This is a genomic window from Flexivirga aerilata, assembly GCF_013002715.1.
In the GTDB taxonomy this organism is placed as follows: Bacteria; Actinomycetota; Actinomycetes; order Actinomycetales; family Dermatophilaceae; genus Flexivirga; species Flexivirga aerilata.
In genome coordinates this window covers 1,842,427-1,860,576 of the sequence record NZ_JABENB010000001.1, presented here as the reverse complement: position 1 = coordinate 1,860,576, position 18,150 = coordinate 1,842,427, and the positions used below count along the sequence as shown (strand labels likewise).

Here is an 18,150-nt window from a genome sequence, read left to right as displayed (position 1 = left end):
GTCAGCCGCGGACGGGCAGGGCGCGTACGCCGCGGATGGTCGTGGTGCGACGCATGGGCACCTTGCCGGCCAGCTGCAGCGTCGGCATCCGCTCGGCGATCGCCCGCAGCGCGATCTCGCCTTCGAGGCGGGCGAGGCCGGCGCCGAGGCAGTAGTGGATGCCACTGGAGAAGGCCAGGTGGTCCCCGCCGTCGGTGCGGGTGATGTCGAAGTCGTTCGGCCGGCTGAACTCGGCCGGGTCACGGTTGGCCCCGCCGAGTGCGGTGACGACCCAATATCCTTGCTTGACAACGGTGTTGGCGACCTCGACGTCGCGCATCGCCACCCGTGAGGTGAACTGGATCGGCGGGTCCCATCGCAGCGTCTCCTCGACGACGGCTCCGGCGAGCGTCGGGTCGTCGACGAGTAGCTGCCACTGGTCCGGATGGCGCAGCAGCGCATGGACGGCGTTGCCGATCAGGTTGACCGTGGTCTCGAAACCGGCCACGAGCAGCAGCTGACACAGCGGCAGGATCTCCTCGGGCCGGATCGTCTCACCGCGCTCGGCCGCGAGCACCGACAGCAGGTCGTCGCGCGGGTCGGCCGCGCGCTGCTCCAGCAGCCGGGAGAACATCCGGGCCAGCGCGAGCTTGGCGCCATACGCCTGATGGGCGTGCCGCATCGACTTGATGCCGTCGAGCGCCTTGCCCAACGCCGTGCCGTAGCGGGTGAACCTGTCGGCGTCGGCGTCCGGGATGCCGAGCAGGTCGCTGATCACGGTGATCGGCAGCGGCGCCGAGACGGTGCGCTGCAGGTCGAACACCTCACCGGCGGGCGCCTGATCGAGCAGCGCGTGCACGGTCTTGCCGATGCTGGTCTCGTAGGACGCCATCCGCCGCGGGGTGAACGCCGGCGCGGCGACCCGGCGCAGCCGGGTGTGGTCAGGCGGGTTCTGCTCCAGCATCGACAGGTCGAACTCCTCGGACTCCCGCCCGACCCCCTCCCGGCCGACGGTGCCGAAGTCGCGGTTCTTCAGCACGTCCTTGCACACCGCGTGCGTCGCGGTCACCCAGGTGCCCGGCAGCCGGCCACGGCTCAGCGGACCCCGCTCCCGCACCTGGTCGTAGAGCGGGTAGGGGTCGTTGTGCCAGGGGGTGAGACCGACCCGGGCGAGCGGGTCGCCGCGCAGCCGCGCGTCCACCTGCACCTTCAGCTTCGCCGCGTAGAGCTGCACCGCGAACGCGCGCGCCAGCCGCAGCTCCTGCCAGTCGATCGGTGACCTCACCCTACGAACGTAGTGCGAAACCGCGTCAGAGCAAGCCCTCCGCCGGCGGTCGGCCTCAGGTGAGCTTGGCGAGGATCAGCTCGCGCGCCTTGGCGGCGTCGGCCTGTCCCTTGAGCTCCTTCATCACCTGGCCGATAAGCGCGCCGGCGGCGTTGAGCTTGCCACCGCGCACCTTCTCGGCCACGTCCGGGTTGGCCGCGATGACCTTGTCCACCGCCGCCTCGAGCGCGCCGTCGTCCTGCACCAGCTCCAGCCCGCGGGCGTCGGCGACCGCGGTCGGCGCGCCCTCACCGGCGATGACGCCCTCGAGCACCTGGCGGGCCATCGAGTCGTTGAGCCGGCCGCCCTTGACCAGGCCGTCGAGTTCGGCGACGTATGCCGGGGTGACGCCGAAGTCCTCGACGGTCTTGCCCTCGGCATTCGCCCGCCGGGCGAGCTCGCCGGTCCACCATTTGCGGGCACCGGCCGGGCTGGCTCCCGCGGCCACGGTCTGCTCGATCAGGTCGACAGCGCCGGCGTTGATGACGTCGCGCATCTCCAAATCGCTGTAACCCCAGTCGGATTGCAGTCGCTTGCGGCGCTGGGCCGGCGGCTCGGGCAGCGTCTCGTCGAGCTTCTCGACCAGGGCCGGCGCGGGTGCCACCGGCACCAGGTCCGGCTCCGGGAAGTAGCGGTAGTCGTCGGCGTCGGACTTGGGACGCCCGGCGGTCGTGATGCCGGTGTCCTCGTGCCAGTGCCGCGTCTCCTGGGTGATCGTGCCGCCGGCGTCGAGCACAGCCGCCTGCCGGCTGATCTCGTAGCGGACCGCGCGCTCGATCGACCGCAGCGAGTTGACGTTCTTGGTCTCGGTGCGGGTGCCGAACTTATCGGTCCCGACCGGGCGCAGCGACACGTTGGCGTCGCAGCGCACCGAGCCCTGCTCCATCTTCACGTCGCTGATGTCGAGAGCCTTCAACAGGTCTCGCAGCGCCGCGACGTAGGCACGGGCGATCTGCGGAGCGCGGCTACCGGCTCCGACGATGGGCTTGGTGACGATCTCGATCAGCGGGATGCCGGCCCGGTTGTAGTCGACGAGCGAATACTCCGCACCCTGGATGCGGCCGGTCGCGCCACCCACGTGCAGGGACTTGCCGGTGTCCTCCTCCATGTGGGCACGCTCGATCTCGACCCGGAAAACCTCTGTGCCGTCACCGGATTCGGTCGGCACCTCCACGTCGAGGTAGCCGTCGTAGACGATCGGCTCGTCATACTGGCTGGTCTGGAAGTTCTTCGGCATGTCCGGGTAGAAGTAGTTCTTCCGGGCGAAGCGGCTCCAGTCGGCGATGCTGCCGTGCAGAGCCAGGCCGAGCCGGATGGCCGACTCGACCGCCGAGGCGTTGACGACCGGCAGTGCGCCGGGCAGGCCGAGGCAGACCGGGCACACCTGGCTGTTCGGCTCGGCGCCGAAAACCGTTGAGCAGCCACAGAACATCTTGGTCTTGGTGTTGAGCTCGACGTGCACCTCGAGACCCATCACCGGGTCGTAGGTCTGCAGCGCCTCGTCGTAGTCGACGACTGCGTCGGTCATCGTGCATCCGCCTTTCCGGCCAGCTCCGGAGCTTGCGCGAGAATCGGCCCGCCCCACTTCTCCTGCAACGCAGCCTCCAGGGCGGCACCCACCTGGTAGAGCCGCTCGTCCTTGGTCGCCGGGGCGAGGATCTGGAAGCCACTCGGCAGACCGTCCTCGGACGCGAGGCCGTTAGGGATCGACATGCCGGGCACGCCCGCCAGGTTGGCCGGGATCGTCGCAACGTCGTTGAGATACATGGCCATCGGGTCGTCGAGCTTCTCGCCCAGCTTGAACGCCGTCGTCGGCGCGGTCGGCGTGACCAGCACGTCGACCTTCTCGTATGCCGCGGCGAAGTCGCGCGCGATCAGCGTGCGGACCTTCTGCGCCTGCCCGTAGTAGGCGTCGTAGTAACCCGCGGAGAGCGCATAGGTGCCGAGGATGATGCGGCGCTTGACCTCGTCGCCGAAGCCGGCGTCGCGAGTGGCGGCCATCACCTGCTCGGCGCTCGGGCTGGCGACGCCCTCCGGACCGACGCGCAGGCCGTAACGCATGCCGTCGAACTTGGCGAGGTTGGAGCTCGCCTCGCTCGGCAGGATCAGGTAGTAGGCGGCCAGTCCCTTCTCGAAGCTGGGGCAGCTGATCTCGACGACCTCGGCGCCGCGGTCGACCAGCAACTGCACCGACTCGTCGAAGAGCTGCTTCACCCCCGGCTGGAAGCCCTCACCCGAAATCTCTTTGATGACACCGATTTTCAGGCCCTTGACGTCGGCCTTGCGGGCAGCCTCGACGACCGGCGGCACCGGCGCATCGATCGACGTCGAGTCCATCACGTCGTGGCCGCCGATGACCTCGTGCAGCAGGGCCGCGTCGAGCACCGAGCGGGTGCACGGGCCGGCCTGGTCGAGCGAGCTCGCCAGCGCGATCAGACCGTAGCGGGACACCCCGCCATAGGTCGGCTTGGTGCCGACGGTGCCGGTGACGGCAGCCGGCTGGCGGATCGAGCCACCGGTGTCGGTGCCGATCGCGAGCGGCGCCTCGAATGCGGCGACCGCGGCCGACGAGCCACCGCCCGAGCCGCCGGGGATGCGGTCGAGGTCCCACGGGTTGTGCGTGGGGCCGTATGCCGAGTGCTCGGTCGAGCTGCCCATCGCGAACTCGTCCATGTTGGTCTTGCCGAGGATGGGCATCCCTGCGGCGCGCAGCTTGGCGACGACGGTGGCGTCGTACGGCGGCACCCAGCCCTCGAGGATCTTGCTGCCGGCGGTGGTCGTGAGGCCCTCGGTGGCGAGCACGTCCTTGACCGCGATCGGGACCCCGGCGAGCGGGCCGAGCTCCTGGCCGGCCGCGCGCGCCTCGTCGACGGCCCGCGCGGTGGCGAGCGCGCCCTCGGCGTCGACCTGGAGGAAGGCGTGGACGTCGCCGTCGACCTCGGCGATGCGGTCCAGGTGGGCCTGGGTGACCTCGACGGAGGTGGTCTCGCCGGCGGCGAGCGCGGCGGCGATGTCGGCCGCCGTCATACGGGTGTAGTCAGTCATCGGTCGGCTCTGCCTCACTCTTCGTCCAGGATGCGCGGCACCGCGAAGCGGTCTGCCTCGGCGCGGGGAGCGGCGGCGAGCGCCTGCTCCGGGGTCAGGCTGGGGCGCACCTCGTCGGTGCGGGTGACGTTCTCCAGCGGCAGGGGGTGCGACATCGGCGGGATGTCGTCGGCCGCGATCTCCCCCACGGTGGCGACGAATCCGACGATCTGGTCGAGCTGACCGGCGAGCCGGTCGAGTTCGCCGTCGGACAGCTGGATGCGGGCGAGCATGGCGACGTGGGCAACCTCGTCGCGGGACAGCGCAGACATGCCGCGCAGTCTATTCGCGCGCCGGACCGGCCGACGGACGGCCATCGGCATCGGGCCCGCGAAGGGACGGTGAGAGGGAAATCAGCCCTCGGCGCGCAGCGCGCTCTTGACCACGGCGGGGTCGGGGTTGGTCAGCGGGATGCCGTCGATCACCACGGTCGGCACGACTTCATTGCCGTCGTTGACGCTGCGCACGAACGCCGCGGCGTCGGCGTCCTGCCAGATGTTGCGCCATTGTGCTCGGTCGCGATCGGGACCGATGATTGACTCGAGTCTGGTACAGAAGGGACAACCGGGTCGCCAGTAGATCGTCACGTCGGCATTCACACCATCCGGCAACGCCGGTGTGAGACGCGGCATTCCACGGTGATAGAAATAGATAGTAGAGCTACCTTCTCACGTGGTTCGGCAAGGAGGAAGTCATGCCAGGCATCACCATTTCTTCCGCGTATGGCGCGGGCGGCAGCGTCGTTGCACCCAAGGTCGCCGAGCGCCTCGGCGTCACGATGCTGGACCGGGCCATCAGCGCCCGGGTTGCCGACGACCTGCAGGTCTCGCTCGACGAGGCGCAGCACGGCGAACGCAAGCAGAGCTTCGCCGACCGGTTCTTCTGTGCGCTCGCCCCGCTCGCCGACACCGTCGCCGGCGACGCGGAGATCGCCCGCAGCGACCAGGCCGGCGCCTCGGAGTTTCGCGCCGAGGCCAACCGGATCATGAGCGACGCCCTCGACAAGGGCGCGGTAATCCTGGGACGCGGCGGCGCCGCAGCCTTCCAGGACCGCGACGACGTGCTGCACATCCGCTTCTACGGCACTCCCGAGCAGCGGCTCGACGCAGCGATGCGCTTCAGCGGCGTCAGTGAGGACGAGGCCCGGCGACACATGGAGCAGACCGACGCCGCCCGTGCGAAGTATGTGCACCACCTCTACGGTCGCGACATCGACGACCCCGCGCTCTACCACCTGCAGTTCAACACTCCCCTGCTCGAACAGGGCCAGTGCATCGAAATGATCGTCACCGCCTACCAGGCATTCCTCGCCAAGAAGGGCGAGCGCGTCGCGGCCGGCTGACGTCTCGGCTGGGGGCGCGCCTCCTGAGAAGCACGCATCCCGTAAGCGAAGGTGCGCCTGACATCACGCTCGCTTACGGCCCCGCGACGGGGCGCGCGTCTCGCGGACAGCGCGCATCCCGTAAGCGAAGGTGCCGCTGACATCACGCTCGCTTACGGCCCCGCGATCGGGGCGCGTCCTGAGGGACGCGTCGCGAGGACTGAGCGCATCCCGTAAGCGACAGTGCCGCTGACGTCACGCTCGCTTACGGCCCCGTGATAGGGGCCGCGCCTCCAGAGAGGCGCGCATCCCGTAAGCGAAGGTGCCGCTGACGTCACGCTTGCTTACGGCCCCGCGATGGGGGCACGTCTCCTGAGAGGCGCGCGTCTCGTAAGCGACGGTGCGCCTGACGTCACGGTTGCTTACGAGATGCGGCGGCCGCGCGGACGATGTCGGCGGTGACGTCGAGGTGGCCGCGGTGCTGGGCGAGCTCTTCGTAGATGTGCATCAGCACCCCGCCCTGGGTGCGCACCTCGTCGCGGTCGAGGTCGCGCTCGCGCAGCGGGCCGCGCGGCGGCGCCGCACCGTCGAATCCGTCCAGATCGCAGGCGAATCGGGCGCGCTGCGCCGCCACCAGCTCCAGCAGCTCAGCGACCGGGCCGGCCGCCACGAACTCCGCGTCCCGGTCACGGTCGATCGGCCGGTCGGCGAGCACCCGGCCACCCCAGAACTCCAACACCCCCGCGCAGTGCCGCAGCAGCTGGTATGCCGTGTTGCCTCCGGGCAGCCCGGTGCCGGTGTTGGCCAGGTCGTCGCCGAGCTCCCGCACGGTCTCGCACATGCCGTCGAGCGCGCGATCGAGGTGCACCCGCACCGCATGGACCGGCACCGCATGCACCGGCACGGCGTCAGCCATCGGCCGACTCCTCCGCCTCGGCCGCCTCTTTCGACTCCTCCGCCTCTGCCGACCCGTCCGCGGCCTCGGCCGGCGGCGGCCCCTGCTCGAGCAGCTGCACGAACCCGGCCTCGTCCAGCGTCGGCACGCCCAGCTGGGCGGCCTTGTCCGCCTTGGAGCCGGCATTGGCGCCGAGCACGACATAGGACGTCTTCTTCGACACCGACCCGGCCGCCTTGCCACCGCGGGCCAGGATCGCCTCCTTGGCGGAGTCGCGGCTGAACTCCTCGAGCGAACCGGTCACCACGACCGTGAGTCCGGCGAGCGTCTGCTCGATCGACTCGTCGCGCTCGTCGGCCATGCGCACCCCGTCGGCCGCCCACTGCCGCACGATCTGCTCATGCCAGTCGACGCCGAACCACTCGGTCACCGCCTGGGCGATCACTCCCCCGACGCCGTCCGCGGCCGCCAACTCCTCCACGCTCGCCGCGCGCAACGCATCGATCGAGCCGAACTCGGTGGCGAGCGCACGCGCCGCGGTCGGTCCGACGTGCCGGATCGACAGCCCCACGATCACCCGCCACAGGGGTTGCGACTTCGCTTGCTGCAGGTTGTCCAGCAGCTTGACCCCGTTGGCGGACAACACTTTTCCGTCGACGACATGCTCGGGGTCGTCGGTCTTCTTCGCCGCCCGCGTGTAGACAGGCACGCGCGAGAGTTGCTCGCGGGTCAGCCCGAACAGCGTGGACTCGTCGGTCAGCACGCCGGAGTCGAGCAGCCCGACGGCGCCCTCCCAGCCGAGCGCCTCGATGTCGAAGGCGCCCCGGCCGGCGAGGCTGAACAGCCGCTCCCGCAGCTGCGACGGGCAGGTGCGCGAGTTGGGACAGCGGATGTCCTTGTCGCCGTCCTTCTCGTAGGCCAGCTCGGTGCCGCACGCCGGGCAGTGCGTCGGCATCACGAACTCCCGCTCGCTGCCGTCGCGCAGGTCGACCACCGGCCCCACGATCTCGGGTATGACGTCACCGGCCTTCCGCAGCACGACCGTGTCGCCGATCAGCACGCCCTTGCGCTTCACCTCGGACGCGTTGTGCAGCGTCGCGTTGGCCACCGTGGACCCCGCGACGACCACCGGCTCCATCACCCCGAACGGCGTCACCCGCCCGGTGCGCCCGACGTTGACCTCGATGTCGAGCAGCTTGGTGTTGACCTCCTCCGGCGGATACTTGTAGGCGATCGCCCACCGTGGCGCCCGCGACGTCGACCCGAGCGCGCGCTGGGTGGCGACCTCGTCGACCTTGACGACCACCCCGTCGAGCTCGTGCTCCACCGAATGCCGGTTGTTACCAGCCCATTCCACGTATTTCTGGACCTTGGCGGCGGTGTCGACGACCTTGGAGTGGGTCGATACCGGCAGACCCCACTCGCGCAGCAGGTCGTAGGCCTGCGACTGCCGCTGGATGTCGAAGCCGCGGCGCGCGCCGATGCCGTGCACGAGCATCCTCAAGGCGCGGCTCGCGGTGACCCGCGGATCCTTCTGCCGCAACGAGCCGGCGGCGGTGTTGCGCGGGTTGGCGAACGGCGGCTTGCCCGCCTCGACCAGCGAGGCGTTGAGCTTCTCGAAATCGGCCATCCCCATGAAGACCTCGCCGCGCACCTCGACCAGCTCCGGCACGTTGTCACCGGTCAGTTTGTGCGGAATCCCTTCAATGGTGCGGACATTCGAGGTCACGTCCTCGCCGGTCGTGCCGTCGCCGCGGGTGGCCGCGCGCACCAATCTGCCGCGTTCATAGGTCAGGTTGATCGCCAGGCCGTCGATCTTGAGCTCGCACAGGAAGTGCACGCGAGTGTCGCCGATGTCGCGCTGCACCCGGGTGATCCAGGCGGCGAGTTCGTCGGCGCTGAAGACGTTGTCGAGGCTCAGCATGCGCTCGGCGTGGGTGACCGCGGCGAAGTCGGTGTTGAAGACCGCGCCACCGACTTGCTGGGTGGGGCTGTCCGGGGTGCGCAGCCCCGGGTGCTCCTCCTCCAGCTCGTTCAGCCGGCGGATCAGCGCGTCGTACTGCCCGTCACTGATCGTCGGCGCGTCCTTGACGTGGTAGGCGAACTGGTGGCCGCGCACCTCCTCGGCGAGCTCGGTCCACTCGTGGCGGGCCTCGGCCGGGATCTCGATCTCACTCACGTTGCGTCATCCTTCCGCATGCCGCCGACAGTCAGTCCGAGGCAGCCCCGGTGAGCAGATCGGCCGCCTGCACCGTCAGCTGCTGTATGGCGAGAGCCGCGCCCGGCGAGGCCCCGGCGAGACCGCACGCGGGCGTCACGACCACCGAGTCCAGCAGCCGCGCTTCGAGGCCGACCCGCCGCCACCGGTCCAGGAACGGCTCGGTGTGTTCGCGCGGATGCCGAGCCGATGAGCCGGTCGGCACGATGCCCGCCCACAGGCGGCGCCCGGACTCCACCAGCTCGGCGACGCCGTCCCACTGCGAGGCCTTGAGCAGCGACACGTCGACGCCGAGCTGCAACCCGTCGAGCTGCCGCACCAGCGGCACCGGGACGTCCGGCGCACAACAGTGCAGCACTTGCGAATCAACCTGTCCCGCAACGCTTTCGGTGACAGTCGCGAGTCCGTCACGCACGGTGATCGGCTCGACGGCGCGCACCCGGCCGAAGCCGGACGCGGTCGGAAGACGTCCGGCCAGCACCGCCGGCAGCGCGGGCTCGTCCCACTGGAGGACGATCTCGGCGCCCGGCACCAGCCGCCGCACGATGCCGACGTGCTCGCCGACGCCGGCCGCGAGCGACTGGATCAGGTCGCGAGTGGCTCCCGGGTCGGTCACCGCCCGCTCCCCGCGCGGCAGCGCCAGCGTCGCGGCGAGCGTCCACGGTCCGCACACCTGCAGCTTCAGCGGCCCGGAGTAACCGTCGTAGACCTCGGCCAGCTCGTCGAGGTCGTGCCGCAGGAAACCACCGGCCCGCACGACGTCCCGTCCGGGTGCGTCGGTGAGACGCCATCCGGACGGCTGCAGGTCGACCGGCAGCTCCACCAGCAGGGCCGCCGTCCGCCCGATCAGGTCCGCACCGGGTCCGCGGTCGGGCAACTCCGGCAGGTAGGGAATCCCCTTGTCGTCATACAACTCCCGGACGACGCGCATCGCGCGGGCGACGTCCTCGCCGGGCAGCGAGCCGACGGCACTGGCTTCAGTCACGCCGGTCAACGATAGTCGGCCGGGCTCGCGTTGCCGATGCCGTCGAACGACGTGGTGACCGCGTCACTGGAACTTCGAGAGCGGCTGGTTCTTCATGTCCTTGAGCGGCTTGACGAACTTGCCATTGGTCGACTCCACGAAGCAGGCGGTCAGCGTCGTGCCGCGACCCCACGGCCCCGGGCCCGAGTGGTTGGACGCGGCGACGACGTCCTTGCGCTCGACCCCACCGAGGTAGGTCTTGGCGAGCGCCTTGCACTTGTCGAGCGAGATCTTGTCGGTCGCCGCCTCACCCGGGTATGGCGTGTTGGCCTGCCCGATGACGTAACCGCCGATGGTCTCGGCGGCGTGCGGCTCGGTGCACGGCACGATCTTCGGGGAGTCGGACTGGCTCGGTCGCTCCGGCGTGCAGATCCGGTAGTCGACGTAGCCCTTGTCCTTCAGCAAGTTCTTGATCGGGTAGGTGATCTGGTCGTAGCCGGAGTCGTCGTTCTTGGTCACGGCAGCGGCGCAGACGATGCGGCCGGCGTTCTTGGGGTCGGCGGAGGTCGGCACCGGCTGCGCGAGCACCAGCGAGAAGTAGCCCGCCGGGTCGCCGAGGTAACCACCGAGCGCGTTGTTGCACGTCCAGGTCCGCAGCACCGAGCGCTTCTGCACATCGTCGGCGTACTGGTCGTTGGTCACCACCTGGGTGATCTCCAGCTTGTGCTTCTGGTCGCACGGGGTGAGTTTCCAGTTGACCGTGTTGTCGTAGCACTGGCCGGGTGCGAAGTCGGCCTCCGCGGAGGCGCCCGACCCGCTCGGCGCCGCAGAGCCGGCTGAGCTGCCCGAGCTGCCGGGCGTGGTGGCACCGGACGATGCGGACGACCCGGCCGAAGGTCCGGTGCTCGCCGTGGTCGACGGTGCCGACACCGACACGGTGCCGCCGTCGCTGCCACAGGCGGCGAGCGCGAGGCACGCGGCTCCGGCCGCCCCTGTCGCCATCAGTCGTCGTGCGGTGTTGTGACGTGCCGTGTTGTGACGTGCGGTGTTGCGTGCGGTGCTGTGACGAGCGGTGTTGCGCGCAGGCTGCATGTGCGTTCCCCTCCCAGGTAGTGTGCGCCGACACGATATCCCGCTGCATCCCGCGGCATCCTGCGGCGCTCCCCTCAGACGCGTCCTGACCGGCTGATGGTTGCAGAGCCGACCACGCGAGTGCCGTCATACAGCACGACGGACTGGCCGGGAGCCACCCCGCGCGCCCGGCGGTCCAGGCGCACCTCGACCTCGTCGCCGTGCGCGGTGGCGACGGCCGGGATCTCCTCGCCGTGCGCCCGCAGTTGCGCCCCGACCCGCAACTGCCCGGACGGTGCAGCGCCGCACCAGCGGGCGTGGTCGCCGTGCACCAGGTCGACCCCGAGCAGGTCCTGCGTGCCGACCACGACCGTGTTGGTCCGCGGCTCGACGTCGACCACGTAACGCTTGGCACCGTCGGCGCGCGGCACCTTCAGGCCGAGGCCGCGGCGCTGACCGACGGTGTAGGCGAACGCGCCTTCGTGCTGCCCGACCACCTCACCGTCGGTGTCGACGATGTCGCCGGGCTGCTCGCCGAGGCGGCGGGTCAGCCAGCCCTTGGTGTCGCCGTCGGCGATGAAGCAGATGTCGTGGCTGTCGGGCTTCTTGGCGACCGAGAAGCCGCGCTCGGCAGCCTCCTCGCGGATCTGCGGCTTGGTGGTGTCACCGAGCGGGAAGAACGACCGGGCGAGCTGGTCGGCGTCGAGCACCCCGAGCACATAGGACTGGTCCTTGGCCGGGTCGACGGCGCGGTGCAGCTCACGGCCGGCAGGGCCGTCGACGATCTGGGCGTAGTGACCGGTCGCGACCGCGTCGAAGCCGAGTGCGAGCGCCTTGTCCAGCAGCGCGGCGAACTTGATGCGTTCGTTGCAGCGCAGGCAGGGGTTGGGGGTGCGGCCGGCGGTGTACTCGGCGACGAAGTCGTCGACGACGTCCTGCTTGAACCGCGCGGCCATGTCCCAGACGTAAAAAGGTATGCCGATGCGGTCGGCCACCCGGCGGGCGTCCCCGGCGTCCTCGATCGTGCAGCACCCGCGGGCCGACTCCCGCAGGGTGGCGGCGGACTGCGACAGCGCGAGGTGCACGCCGACCACCTCGTGGCCGGCGTCGACCATGCGGGCGGCGGCAACGGCGGAGTCGACGCCTCCGCTCATGGCAGCGACGACGCGCATCAGCTGCCCCGGCTCGCGGTCCGCGCGCGCCGGGCCCGGTCGACGGCCGCGGGCAGCGCCTCGAGGAATGCCGCGACGTCGGCGTCGCCGGAGGTGCGGCCCAGGCTGAGGCGCAGCGCGCCGCGCGCGTCGTCCTCGGGGATGCCCATCGCGAGCAGGACGTGGCTGGGCTGCGGCACCCCGGCCCGGCACGCCGAACCGGTCGAGCACTCGATGCCGGCCGCATCCAGCAGGTAGAGCAGCGAGTCGCCGTCGCAACCGGGCACCCGCAGGTGCGCGTTGCCGGGCAGTCGCCGGGTCACGTCGCCGACCTCGTGCGGGCCGGTGATCTCGATGTCGAGTCCGGCATCCAGCGCACCCTGGATCAGCTTGTCCCGCAACGCGACCAGCCGGTCCTGCTCGGCCTCGAGCGAGGCCGTCGCCAATTGCACCGCGACGGCGAGTCCGCGGATGCCGGCGACGTCGAGCGTGCCGCTGCGGAACTCGCGCTCCTGGCCGCCGCCGTGGGTCAACGGCACCACCTGGGCCTCGCGGCGGGCGAGCAGCAGACCGACGCCCTGCGGTCCGCCGAACTTGTGCGCGCTGGCGCTCAGCAGGTCGGCGCCCGAGGCGGCGAAGTCGACCGGCAACTGACCGATCGCCTGCACCGCGTCGGTGTGGAACGGGATGTCGTATTCGTGGGCGATCGCGGCGACCTCGGCGACCGGCTGCACGGCGCCCATCTCGTTGTTGGCCCACATCAGCGAGACCAGCGCCACCGAGGCCGGGTCGCGCTCGATGAGCGCGCGCACCTGCTCCGGGTCCGCGCGGCCCTCGGAGTCGACCTCGATCCAGTCGACGCGTGCGCCCTGCTCGGCGACCAGGAACTCCACCGAGTCGATGACCGCGTGGTGCTCGGTGCTGCCGACGATGAGACGGTCGCGGCGCGGGTCGTCGGCGCGCCGTCGCGCGAAGGTGCCCTTGATCGCCAGGTTGTCCGACTCGGTGCCACCCGAGGTGAAGATCACCTCCGACGGTCCGGCGCCGAGGGCCGCAGCCACCTGCTCGCGGGACTCCTCGACGACGCGGCGCGCGGCCCGGCCGGCGGTGTGCAACGACGACGCGTTGCCGACCACCGCCAGTTGCTGCGCGATGGCGTCGATGACCTCGGGACGAGCCGGGGTGGTCGCCGCATGGTCCAGGTAAACGGGAGAACTCACCGGTTCAGCCTACGCGCGTGACTTACCACACTGTTTGCCACACTATGGCGCGTGAGCCCCCGTCGCCCCGTCGCCGCCTGCCTCCTCTCGGTCCTCGCGCTCGGCGCGGCCGGGTGCACCTCGTCCGGTGCCGGCGACGCGGCCCCCACCCCAGGTGGCACGCCCGCGACGACCTCGTCCACGCGGCCGGCCGGCTGCAGCGGCGATGCGGCGCCGAGCTTCTCCGGCCCCGCCCTGCCGTATGGCGCTGCCGCGACCACCGGCAAGGACGGCGCCCTCCAGGTGCAGGTCGGCGCGCCGACGGTGAGCGCCGCGCCCGCGGGCCGCGACGGCATGCAGGTCGTCCAGGTGCCGGTGACGACCTCGGTGCGCACCAACGGCACCTTCGCGATCGACAGTGGACAGTTCGTGCTCACCGGCGCGGACGGCAAACTCTGCGCCGCCCCGGCGGTCAATCCGCTCTCCGACGGGTTCGCGGCGCTGACCGTCGACGAGAAGCAGCAGGGCAAGGGCGCCGTTGCCTTCCTCGTGCCGGAGGGCCTGCCGGTCGGCACGCTGCGGGTGCGCTACCTGTCCGCACCCTCGGCCGGCAGTGCCGCGGCCGAGTGGCGGACCGGCGCGGCCGCGCCGTCGTCGAGCGCGGCCGGCACCGGATGTGACGGCCCCACCACGACGCTGCGCGCGAAGGACGCTGCGTCATACGGCTCGAGTGTGACGGTGGGCGACGACACGGTGTCGGCGTCGGTGCGCGCCGGCAAGCCGGCCCGTCGCGCGTTCACACCGGGCCCGACCCAGCCCAACGACGTCGACGCCGTCGACGTCAAGCTGCACATGACCGCGAAGGGCGCCCCGGCATACGTCGACCGGGGCAGCTACCTGCTCGTCGACGACAAGGGACGCACCTGCCGCTCCTCGACGCTCGGCAGCCAGGGCGAGACGCTCACCAGCGCGCTCGTGCAGCCCGGCAAGTCCGGCGACTACACGATCGTGTTCTGGGTGCCGAAGGGCCGGCCGGTCGGCGGCCTCACGCTGCTGCAGCTCGACAAGCCGGGCGGGAGCACGGTGGCCGCCGCCTGGCACGGCTCCGACCGCCTCGCGCCGCTCGGCTGAATCCGGCCCGACGCGGTGCGGCCCGGCACCCCTCGAGGGATGCCGGGCCGCGCCGGTGGTGCGTATGCCGCGTCAGTTCTTGGCGGCCTTGACCGCGTCGTTGGCCTGGGGCAGCACGGTGAAGAGGTCACCGACGACACCGAAGTCGACCAGCTCGAAGATCGGCGCTTCCTCGTCCTTGTTGATCGCCACGATCGTCTTGGACGTCTGCATGCCGGCCCGGTGCTGGATCGCGCCGGAGATGCCCGCCGCGACGTAGAGCTGCGGGCTGACCTGCTTGCCGGTCTGGCCGACCTGGTTGGAGTGCGGATACCAGCCGGCGTCGACCGCGGCGCGCGAGGCACCCACGGCGGCGCCGAGGGTGTCGGCGAACGCCTCGACCGGCGAGAAGTCGCCGCCGGTGCCGCGGCCACCGGAGACCACGATCTGGGCCTCGGTCAGCTCCGGACGGCCGGACTTCTGCTTGGGCTCCGACGCGGTCACCTGCGTCGCCTTGGCGGCGTCGGACACCGTCACGTCGACGGGTACGACGGTGGCGCCGGCCTGCGATGCCTGCGGTGCCGTCGCGTTGGCCTTGACCGTCACGATCGCCGTCGGCGTCGTCACCGTCGAGGTGACGGTGAAGTTGGACGCGAACGCCGACTGGGTGGTCTTGACGCCACCCTCGCCGCCTTCAACGTTGGTGGCGTCGGTGATCAGCCCCGAGCCGGTCTTGACCGCGAGCCGCGCCGCGGCCTCCTTGTTGACGCCGCTCGTCGGCAGCAGGATCGCCGCCGGCTTCGCCTGCTCGGCGACCGCGGCGAGCGCCTCGGCGAGCGGGGCCGCGAGGGCGCCGGTCACGTCCGGGGTGTCGATCACGTAGACCTTCTCGGCACCGAACTGCGCCAGGCGCGGGCGGGCCGCCTCGGCGTTGCTGCCGACGAAGACCGCGGACGGCTCGCCGATCTGGCGGGCCAGGGTGAGCAGTTCGGCGGTGTTCTTCTTGACCTGACCATCGGTGTGGTCGACCAGAACGAGCACTTCAGCCATGGGTGAATCTCCTTCGTACTTCTAGTCGTTCGATGGGCAGCTCAGATGAGCTTGGCCTTGGCGAGGAACTCGGCGAGCTTGGTGCCGCCGTCGCCCTCGTCGGTGACGATCTCGCCCTGCTCGCGCGGCGGGCGCGCGGTGAACGACTCGACCTTGGTCCATGCGTTGTCCAGGCCCACCTGGCCGGCGTCGACGCCGAGGTCGGCGAGCGACCAGGTCTCGACCGGCTTCTTCTTGGCGGCCATGATCCCCTTGAATGAGGGGTAGCGCGGCTCGTTGATCTGGTCGGTCACCGAGACGACCGCGGGCAGCGGCGCCTCCAGGGTGTCCGACGCGGCGTCGCTGTCACGGCGGCCGGTGACCTTGCCGTCGGCGATCTCCATCGAGGACAGCTGGGTGATCTGCGGCAGGCCCAGGCGCTCGGCGAGCATCGCCGGCACCACGCTCATCGTGCCGTCGGTGGAGGCCAGGCCCATGAGCACCAGCTCGGGGCTGCCGCCGGCCGCCTTCTTGACCGCCTCGGCCAGCACCAGCGAGGTCGCGGGGGCGTCGGAGCCGTGGATCGCGTCGTCCAGCACGTGCACGCCCTTGTCGGCGCCCATCTGCAGGGCCTTCTTGATCGCCTCGGCGGCACCGTCCGGGCCGACCGTCACGACGGTGACCTCACCCTCGCCGGCCTCGGCCAGCTTGAGCGCCTCCTCGACGGCATACTCGTCCAGCTCGGACAGCAGACCGTCGACGTTGGTGCGGTCGGTGGTGTTGTCCTGCGAGAACGTACGGTCCGCCTGCGCGTCCGGCACGTACTTGACACAGACCACGATGTTCATGTGTCGATCGTCCTTTTCGGTGGGAACGGGTGATTCGGGTACTACGGGACGTACTGAAGGGTCAGGCTACCGGTCAGTAACAACTTCTGGACAGGGGGTCGCCCCCGTCAGCGGTATCGCAGCCAGATGATCAGCATGCCGACCAGGGTCAGCAGCACGATGATCCACGGCGCGAGCTTGTTGAGGGTGAACTGCAGCGGCGTCAGCCGTGCGCCCGGGGCCACCGCGAACACGTCGGAGCGACTGCCCGCCGCCAGGTCGAAGAGTGCGGCACCGACGGTGATCACCGCGCCGACCACGAAGATGACCCACGGCGCGATGCCGATGGTCTTCTCCACGTCACGCATCATCCCGGTCCAGCCGAGCAGCGCCACGAACATGCCGACCAGCCCGATCAGGGCGACGCCGATCGCGACGATCCTGCTGCGTTCGGCCGCTGCGCTGCCGGGCAGCACCGGCTCCTCTGTGCTCATGGCGCCTCCTCGTGCTGGTTGCTGGTTGTCAGGCTGGCTGTCCGGCCGGCCATCCGGGCCGAGAGTAACGGTCGGGCGGGGTCCGCGCGGCCTAACGACCCTCGAACGTCGCCTTGCCCGGGCCGTTCTCCAGGAACGACCGCATGCCGCTCGCGCGATCCTTCGTGGCGAACAACGACGCGAACTGCTGGGTCTCGATCGCGAGGCCGGTGCGCAGGTCGACGTCGAGCCCGCGATCGATGGCCTCCTTGGCCGCGCGCAGCGCGAGCCGCGGGCCACCGACGTATGGCGCGAGCTTCGCCTTGGCCGACTCCAGCACCGTGCCGGGCTCGACCAGCTCGTCGACCAGCCCGATGCGCAGCGCCTCCTCCGCCGGGACGAAACGACCGGTGAAGACCAGATCCTTCGCCTTCGCCGGTCCGACCAGCCGGGTGAGCCGCTGGGTGCCGCCGGCACCCGGGATGATCCCGAGCAGGATCTCCGGCTGGCCGAAGGTCGCGTCGCTGGCGGCGACCCGGAAGTCGCAGGTCATCGACAGCTCGCAGCCGCCGCCGAGCGCGTAGCCGGCGACCGCGGCGACCGTCGGCTTCGGGATCGCCGCGACCGCCGCGAAGCACTCCTGGAGGCGGGCCGCCCGGCCGACCATCTCGGCGTGGTCGAGCGGCTCCATCTCCTTGATGTCCGCGCCGGCGGCAAAGACCTTCTCCCCGCCATACACGATCGCGGCGGCGATGTCGTCGTCCTCGGTGACCGCCGCGGCGGCCGCGGCGAGGCCCTCCTGGATCTCCTTGTTGAGCGCGTTCATCTTCGGGCGATCGATGCGGATGACACCGATGCCGTCCTGCACGCTCAGCGAGACGAACTCGCCGAAAGCGTTGTCGCTCATTCGGATTGGCCGTCGGCGGGCGGCTGCTGACCGTCACCGGGCTGCGCATCGCCCGGCTGGCCGTCGGCTCCCGGCTGGCCGATGTTGGGCGGCTGCGCGGAGGTGGCCGCGTGCGGGCCGTCGCCGGTCACGCTCTGGTGCCACAGCTGCACGGCCTGCAGCACCATCTGGGTGGTCGACTGCACCAGCGAGCGCACGTCGTCGCCCTGCGAGACCAGGTGCTCGCCGGTGACCACGAGGGTGCCGTTGGCGATGCCGGTCTTGATGATGTTGAGGCTGAGGGTGACGTCGTTGGCGGCGAGCAGCTGCTTGGTGACGTCCTGCGGCAGGTCGTCGGTGATCTGCCACTGACCGAAGATGCGCAGCATCGCCGGCTCGCCCTCCATGCACCGGGCGAACAACTGCTGGCCCTCGACCTTGTAGCTGACGTCGCCGTCGGCGTCGATGTCCGGGCGGAAGCCCTCGTCCTGCAGGGCGTCCAGAACCCGGCCGCGCAGCGGGTGCTCGTCGGCGGGCGGCGGGAAGTTGGGCAGCGAAGTCGGATCAGTCATGTGAGCCACGCTACTTGACCGGCAGGACGCTCAGTACCCTCCCCACC

At 70.7% G+C, this 18,150-nt stretch carries 18 protein-coding genes; 2 read left to right on the top strand and 16 right to left on the bottom strand.

Translation table 11 applies throughout. The features are described 5' to 3' along the window. Position 1: 1 nt before the first annotated feature. From HJ588_RS19970 to HJ588_RS08800, 5 genes are all read right to left on the bottom strand, one after another. The gene (locus HJ588_RS19970) at positions 2-1,264 is read right to left on the bottom strand and encodes a cytochrome P450 (protein WP_212755349.1); all 1,263 of its coding nucleotides are present in this window, start codon (positions 1,262-1,264) and stop codon (positions 2-4) included. A gap of 55 nt (positions 1,265-1,319) precedes the next feature. Then, positions 1,320-2,831, bottom strand: a complete 1,512-nt coding sequence (gene gatB, locus HJ588_RS08815) for an Asp-tRNA(Asn)/Glu-tRNA(Gln) amidotransferase subunit GatB (protein ID WP_171154078.1) — start codon at positions 2,829-2,831, stop codon at positions 1,320-1,322. Further along, positions 2,828-4,348 carry an Asp-tRNA(Asn)/Glu-tRNA(Gln) amidotransferase subunit GatA gene (gene gatA, locus HJ588_RS08810; RefSeq protein WP_171154076.1) on the bottom strand — a complete coding sequence of 507 codons (1,521 nt, stop codon included), beginning with the start codon at positions 4,346-4,348 and terminating at the stop codon, positions 2,828-2,830. The genes gatB and gatA overlap by 4 nt, the downstream gene beginning before the upstream one ends. A gap of 14 nt (positions 4,349-4,362) precedes the next feature. Beyond that, positions 4,363-4,659, bottom strand: a complete 297-nt coding sequence (gene gatC, locus HJ588_RS08805; RefSeq protein WP_171154074.1) for an Asp-tRNA(Asn)/Glu-tRNA(Gln) amidotransferase subunit GatC — start codon at positions 4,657-4,659, stop codon at positions 4,363-4,365. Positions 4,660-4,740: 81 nt separating this feature from the next. Then, positions 4,741-5,019: a glutaredoxin domain-containing protein gene (locus HJ588_RS08800; RefSeq protein ID WP_171154072.1), complete on the bottom strand. Its 279-nt coding sequence runs from the start codon at positions 5,017-5,019 to the stop codon at positions 4,741-4,743. Positions 5,020-5,081: 62 nt separating this feature from the next. On the opposite strand from HJ588_RS08800, the gene HJ588_RS08795 reads away from it, so the two are divergent. Continuing rightward, positions 5,082-5,729: a cytidylate kinase-like family protein gene (locus HJ588_RS08795; protein ID WP_171154070.1), complete on the top strand. Its 648-nt coding sequence runs from the start codon at positions 5,082-5,084 to the stop codon at positions 5,727-5,729. A gap of 391 nt (positions 5,730-6,120) precedes the next feature. Here HJ588_RS08795 and HJ588_RS08790 read toward each other — a convergent pair whose 3' ends face one another. The 6 genes from HJ588_RS08790 to HJ588_RS08765 form a co-directional block, all read right to left on the bottom strand. Beyond that, a complete protein-coding gene (locus HJ588_RS08790) occupies positions 6,121-6,624 on the bottom strand; it encodes a mycothiol transferase (protein ID WP_171154068.1) in 504 nt (167 codons plus the stop codon). Then, a complete protein-coding gene (gene ligA, locus HJ588_RS08785; RefSeq protein WP_171154066.1) occupies positions 6,617-8,782 on the bottom strand; it encodes an NAD-dependent DNA ligase LigA in 2,166 nt (721 codons plus the stop codon). The genes HJ588_RS08790 and ligA overlap by 8 nt, the downstream gene beginning before the upstream one ends. A 31-nt stretch (positions 8,783-8,813) precedes the next feature. Continuing rightward, on the bottom strand, positions 8,814-9,806 hold the full coding sequence (locus HJ588_RS08780; protein WP_171154064.1) for a uroporphyrinogen decarboxylase/cobalamine-independent methonine synthase family protein: 993 nt from the start codon (positions 9,804-9,806) through the stop codon (positions 8,814-8,816). Positions 9,807-9,869: 63 nt separating this feature from the next. Next, positions 9,870-10,787: a septum formation family protein gene (locus tag HJ588_RS08775; RefSeq protein WP_171154062.1), complete on the bottom strand. Its 918-nt coding sequence runs from the start codon at positions 10,785-10,787 to the stop codon at positions 9,870-9,872. 164 nt (positions 10,788-10,951) lie between these two features. Continuing rightward, positions 10,952-12,028 (bottom strand): tRNA 2-thiouridine(34) synthase MnmA, encoded by a 1,077-nt coding sequence (gene mnmA, locus HJ588_RS08770; RefSeq protein ID WP_171154059.1) that lies wholly within the window; start codon positions 12,026-12,028, stop codon positions 10,952-10,954. After that, entirely contained in the window at positions 12,028-13,227 is a 1,200-nt protein-coding gene (locus tag HJ588_RS08765) for an aminotransferase class V-fold PLP-dependent enzyme (protein WP_171154057.1), read from the bottom strand. Before HJ588_RS08765 ends, mnmA begins: the two co-directional genes overlap by 1 nt. A 51-nt stretch (positions 13,228-13,278) precedes the next feature. Between HJ588_RS08765 and HJ588_RS08760 the strand changes: the two genes are divergently transcribed. Continuing rightward, positions 13,279-14,337: a hypothetical protein gene (locus HJ588_RS08760; protein WP_171154054.1), complete on the top strand. Its 1,059-nt coding sequence runs from the start codon at positions 13,279-13,281 to the stop codon at positions 14,335-14,337. A gap of 72 nt (positions 14,338-14,409) precedes the next feature. Here the strand turns inward: HJ588_RS08760 and HJ588_RS08755 are convergent, their stop codons facing one another. From HJ588_RS08755 to HJ588_RS08735, 5 genes are all read right to left on the bottom strand, one after another. Then, on the bottom strand, positions 14,410-15,366 hold the full coding sequence (locus HJ588_RS08755) for an electron transfer flavoprotein subunit alpha/FixB family protein (RefSeq protein WP_171154052.1): 957 nt from the start codon (positions 15,364-15,366) through the stop codon (positions 14,410-14,412). Positions 15,367-15,407: 41 nt separating this feature from the next. Beyond that, on the bottom strand, positions 15,408-16,193 hold the full coding sequence (locus HJ588_RS08750) for an electron transfer flavoprotein subunit beta/FixA family protein (RefSeq protein ID WP_171154050.1): 786 nt from the start codon (positions 16,191-16,193) through the stop codon (positions 15,408-15,410). A 107-nt stretch (positions 16,194-16,300) separates the two neighbouring features. Continuing rightward, positions 16,301-16,666, bottom strand: coding sequence for a hypothetical protein (locus HJ588_RS08745; RefSeq protein WP_171154048.1), 366 nt, complete (start codon positions 16,664-16,666; stop codon positions 16,301-16,303). A gap of 91 nt (positions 16,667-16,757) precedes the next feature. Beyond that, a complete protein-coding gene (locus HJ588_RS08740; protein ID WP_171154046.1) occupies positions 16,758-17,552 on the bottom strand; it encodes an enoyl-CoA hydratase/isomerase family protein in 795 nt (264 codons plus the stop codon). Next, positions 17,549-18,103, bottom strand: a complete 555-nt coding sequence (locus tag HJ588_RS08735; protein WP_171154044.1) for a hypothetical protein — start codon at positions 18,101-18,103, stop codon at positions 17,549-17,551. Before HJ588_RS08735 ends, HJ588_RS08740 begins: the two co-directional genes overlap by 4 nt. Positions 18,104-18,150 lie beyond the last annotated feature (47 nt).

Coding starts and splice junctions, on each gene's coding strand:
- gatB (WP_171154078.1), bottom strand. CDS start 2,831: ATGACCGACGCAGTCGTCGACTACGACGAGGCGCTGCAGACCTACGAC.
- gatA (WP_171154076.1), bottom strand. CDS start 4,348: ATGACTGACTACACCCGTATGACGGCGGCCGACATCGCCGCCGCGCTC.
- gatC (WP_171154074.1), bottom strand. CDS start 4,659: ATGTCTGCGCTGTCCCGCGACGAGGTTGCCCACGTCGCCATGCTCGCC.
- HJ588_RS08800 (WP_171154072.1), bottom strand. CDS start 5,019: ATGCCGCGTCTCACACCGGCGTTGCCGGATGGTGTGAATGCCGACGTG.
- HJ588_RS08795 (WP_171154070.1), top strand. CDS start 5,082: ATGCCAGGCATCACCATTTCTTCCGCGTATGGCGCGGGCGGCAGCGTC.
- HJ588_RS08790 (WP_171154068.1), bottom strand. CDS start 6,624: ATGGCTGACGCCGTGCCGGTGCATGCGGTGCCGGTCCATGCGGTGCGG.
- HJ588_RS08775 (WP_171154062.1), bottom strand. CDS start 10,787: ATGGCGACAGGGGCGGCCGGAGCCGCGTGCCTCGCGCTCGCCGCCTGT.
- mnmA (WP_171154059.1), bottom strand. CDS start 12,028: ATGCGCGTCGTCGCTGCCATGAGCGGAGGCGTCGACTCCGCCGTTGCC.
- HJ588_RS08755 (WP_171154052.1), bottom strand. CDS start 15,366: ATGGCTGAAGTGCTCGTTCTGGTCGACCACACCGATGGTCAGGTCAAG.
- HJ588_RS08750 (WP_171154050.1), bottom strand. CDS start 16,193: ATGAACATCGTGGTCTGTGTCAAGTACGTGCCGGACGCGCAGGCGGAC.
- HJ588_RS08745 (WP_171154048.1), bottom strand. CDS start 16,666: ATGAGCACAGAGGAGCCGGTGCTGCCCGGCAGCGCAGCGGCCGAACGC.
- HJ588_RS08740 (WP_171154046.1), bottom strand. CDS start 17,552: ATGAGCGACAACGCTTTCGGCGAGTTCGTCTCGCTGAGCGTGCAGGAC.
- HJ588_RS08735 (WP_171154044.1), bottom strand. CDS start 18,103: ATGACTGATCCGACTTCGCTGCCCAACTTCCCGCCGCCCGCCGACGAG.